Here is a 3,458-nt window from a genome sequence, read left to right as displayed (position 1 = left end):
CTGTTCCTGCGCCAACTTCGAATGCCGGATGCCGTAAGCGAAATACACCAACAGCCCCAGCGACACCCAGATCAGGAAGATCAGCCAGGTGATCGCCGCCAGTTCGGCCAACAGCCAGATCGAGAAGCCGATACCGATGATCGGGATCAGCGGCACCAGCGGGGTGCGGAAGGCGCGGTGCAGGTCCGGCTTGCGCACCCGCAGCACCCACACCGAGGCGCAGATGATGATGAAGGCCGAGAGCACGCCGATGTTGACCAGCTTGGCGACCTCGCCGATCGGCAGGAACCCGGCGACCAGCGCGGTGAACACGCCCAGCACCACGGTCGGGCGGTGCGGGGTGCCGTACTTGGGATGGATCTTGGCGAACCAGCCCGGCAGCAGGCCGTCGCGCGACAGCGAGAACCAGATCCGCGCCGCGCCCAGCATGAAGGCGAACAGCACGCTGGCGATGCCGATCACCGCCGAGAACGCGATCGCCTTGGCGATCCACGGCAGGCCCAACGCCGCGAACGCGTCCGACACCGGCGCGTCGCCGTCCAGGGTGGAGTAGTGGGCGATGCCGGTCAGCACCAGCGACACCGCCAGGTACAGCGCCATCGACACGCCCAGCGACAACAGCACCGCGCGCGGCAGATCGCGCTGCGGGTTCTTGGATTCCTCGGCCGCGGTGGTCAGGGTGTCGTAGCCGAACACGGCGAAGAACACCACCGCCGCGGCGGTGCCGACACCGGCGAAGCCGAAGTGGCCGACGCCGTCGGCGCCGATCACGCGCTCGGGAATGAACGGCACCCAGTTGGCGATGTCGATGTAGAACACGCCCACGCCGATCACCAGCAGCACCGCCAGCACCTTGATCGCGACCACGAAGGTGTTGAAGCGCGCGCCCCATTCGGTGCGGAACACCAGCAACGCCGACACCGCCAGGGTCACGCCGGCGGCGATCACGTTGAACACCCGGCCTTCGCCGGTGCCGATCGCGCCTTGCGCCCATACCGGCAGGTGGATGCCCAGGCCTTCCAGCAGCACCTGCACATAGCCCGACCAGCCGATCGCCACCACCGCCACGATCAAGGCGTACTCCAGCAGCAAGTCCCAGCCGATCAACCACGCCGCCAGCTCGCCCAGGGTCGCGTAGCTGTAGGTGTAGGCGCTGCCGGTGACCGGGATCATCCCGGCGAACTCGGCGTAGCACAGCGCGGCCGCGGCGCTGGCGATGCCGGCGATCAGGAACGCCAGGGCGACCGCCGGACCGGCGTTCTCGGCGGCCTGATGGCCGGCCAGCACGAACACGCCGACGCCGATGATGCCGCCGATGCCGATCGCGGTGAGTTGCCATAACCCCAACACCCGCCGGAAGTCCGAGCGTTTGCCCGCTTCCGCTTGCAACTGTTCCACCGACTTGTGCCGCAGGATCTTGGCGACCAGGCTCATCGAGCGCTCCTTCCGAATGACCGCCGCATCATAGCGGCTGCGCGGGCGGATCGCGGACGGTGGCGGATGGAGGCGGCGCAGCATGGATTCGCGCTCGGACGGGGCGGGGCGGTTCACGCACCCGCGCGGTCGGCGTTGTCATTGGGTGCGGGACGGCCGGGCGTTCGATATCGCTGCCGCAGGCGGTTCCGCGCCAGGCGCCGTCGGCGCCCGGGCCATCGAATGCGGACACCGCAGGAGGTTGTATGCCGTACGAATTCGTCAACGATGTCAGCGACAAGAAGATCCAGAAACTGGCCGATCCCACCCAGGCCGAGGCGGTGATCCAGGAGATCGCCACCTTGGCCGAGCAGACCGAGCCGGTGAAGGGCGACCAGGTCAATCAGTGGCTGGGCGTGCTCGCCAAGGACAACATCACGGCGCAGAAGGTCAAGGGCAGCGTCAACACCATCGAGGTGTACCCGGGCGGCAAGGGCTCGCCGGACCGCATCTTCATCACCGTGGGCGGCGGAACGGTGACGGTGGCGGCGGTGGGCGCGGCCAGCCATAAGTGACCGATGCCCGCGACGGCCCGGCTCGGGTCGTCGCAGGCGGCCCACTTGTGCGGCTGGGCTGGCTGTCATGCGGCCACGGCAGACTGAGGCGGCGGCGCATCGCCGCCGCTCCCCGGCCGTGTACGACAAGGTAGGATTCCGTAATGCCGCATTTCCCTGTTCCGAGCCGGCCGAGTCTGCGCCGGTCGCTGGCCGCGCTGGCGCTGTGCGCCGCAAGCGCCGCCGCTGTCGCCCAAGCTCCCGCCCAGCCGCCCGCGAAAACGCCGATGACCGAATCCACCGCCGCCGCCGTCGGCCAACAAGGCCTGATCGTGATCGCCCACCGCGGCGCCAGCGGCTATCGGCCCGAGCACACCTTGGAGGCGTATCGCCTGGCGATCGCGCAAGGCGCCGATTTCATCGAGCCGGACCTGGTCGCCACCCGCGACGGCGAACTGGTGGTGCGCCACGAGAACGAAATTTCCGGCACCACCGATGTCGCCGCGCATCCCGAATTCGCCGAGCGCAAGACCAGCAAGACCATCGACGGCGAGCGCCTGACCGGCTGGTTCACCGAGGACTTCACCCTCGCCGAACTCAAGACCCTGCGCGCCAAGGAACGCATTGCGCAGATCCGCCCGGGCAATACCCGCTTCGACGGCCAGTTCCAGATCGCGACCTTGAAGGAAGTGATCGCGCTGGCCAAACAGGAGAGCCGCGACGGGCGCGTCATCGGCATTTACCCGGAAACCAAGCACCCGACCTGGTTCGCCAGCGAAGGCAGGCATCTGGACGGATCGCCGATCCATATCTCGCTCGGCGAGAAACTGGTCGCGACCCTGGTGGCCGAGGGCTTCACCGATCCGCGCCGCGTGTACATCCAGAGTTTCGAGATCGCCAATCTGATCGAGCTGAAATCGATCATGGCCAAGGCCGGGATCGATCTGCCGCTGGTGCAGCTGTACGGCGATTTCCAGCGCGACCGCCCGTACGACTTCGTCTACAACGCCGAGCGCAAGGCCGATCTGAAAGCGATCTACGGCGGATTGATCGGTGCGATTCCCGGCGGGATCGACGCCAAGACGCCGTTCGGCGCGCTCACCGAAACCGCCGCGCTGGAATGGATGCAGCAGCACTACGTCTCTGGCCTGGGGCCGTCGAAGACCAGCCTGATCCCGCGCGCGCCGTTGCCGGCCAAGCGCGATGCCGACGGCGACGGGCATGCCTTGCTCGCCACCCGCAACACCGGTTTTGTCCATCCCGTGCTCGGCCGCGCGCTGGCGTTGGGGTTGCAGGTGCATCCCTACACCGTGCGCGCTGAGGAACCGTTCCTGACTCAGACCGCCAACGGCGTGGATCAGAGCGCGTTGGGCGAGGCGCTGCAGTTGTATGGCCTGGGCGTGCAGGGCTTTTTTATCGATCACCCGGATATCGGTGTGGCGGCGCGCAAGTTGTTCCTGGAGCAAAGCAAGATCGCACCCGTGGCGAAGT

3 protein-coding genes are annotated in these 3,458 nt (G+C 67.5%); 2 read left to right on the top strand and 1 reads right to left on the bottom strand.

The genetic code is table 11. The annotated features are described in order from the left end of the window. Window positions 1-1,434 (bottom strand): amino acid permease (locus V7787_RS52520; protein ID WP_336095414.1); only part of this gene is annotated, 1,434 nt, incomplete at its 3' end. Window positions 1,435-1,679: 245 nt separating this feature from the next. Here V7787_RS52520 and V7787_RS52515 point away from each other — a divergent pair. Together V7787_RS52515 and V7787_RS52510 are read left to right on the top strand one after the other, a co-directional pair. Next, window positions 1,680-1,988, top strand: a complete 309-nt coding sequence (locus tag V7787_RS52515) for a hypothetical protein (protein ID WP_336095413.1) — start codon at window positions 1,680-1,682, stop codon at window positions 1,986-1,988. A gap of 266 nt (window positions 1,989-2,254) precedes the next feature. Next, window positions 2,255-3,458, top strand: a 1,204-nt coding sequence (locus V7787_RS52510; protein ID WP_336095412.1) for a glycerophosphodiester phosphodiesterase family protein, incomplete at its 3' end; no start/stop codon positions are given.

The organism is Pseudomonas sp. CGJS7 (assembly GCF_036961695.1).
This window is presented reverse-complemented; position numbering and strand designations above follow the sequence as displayed.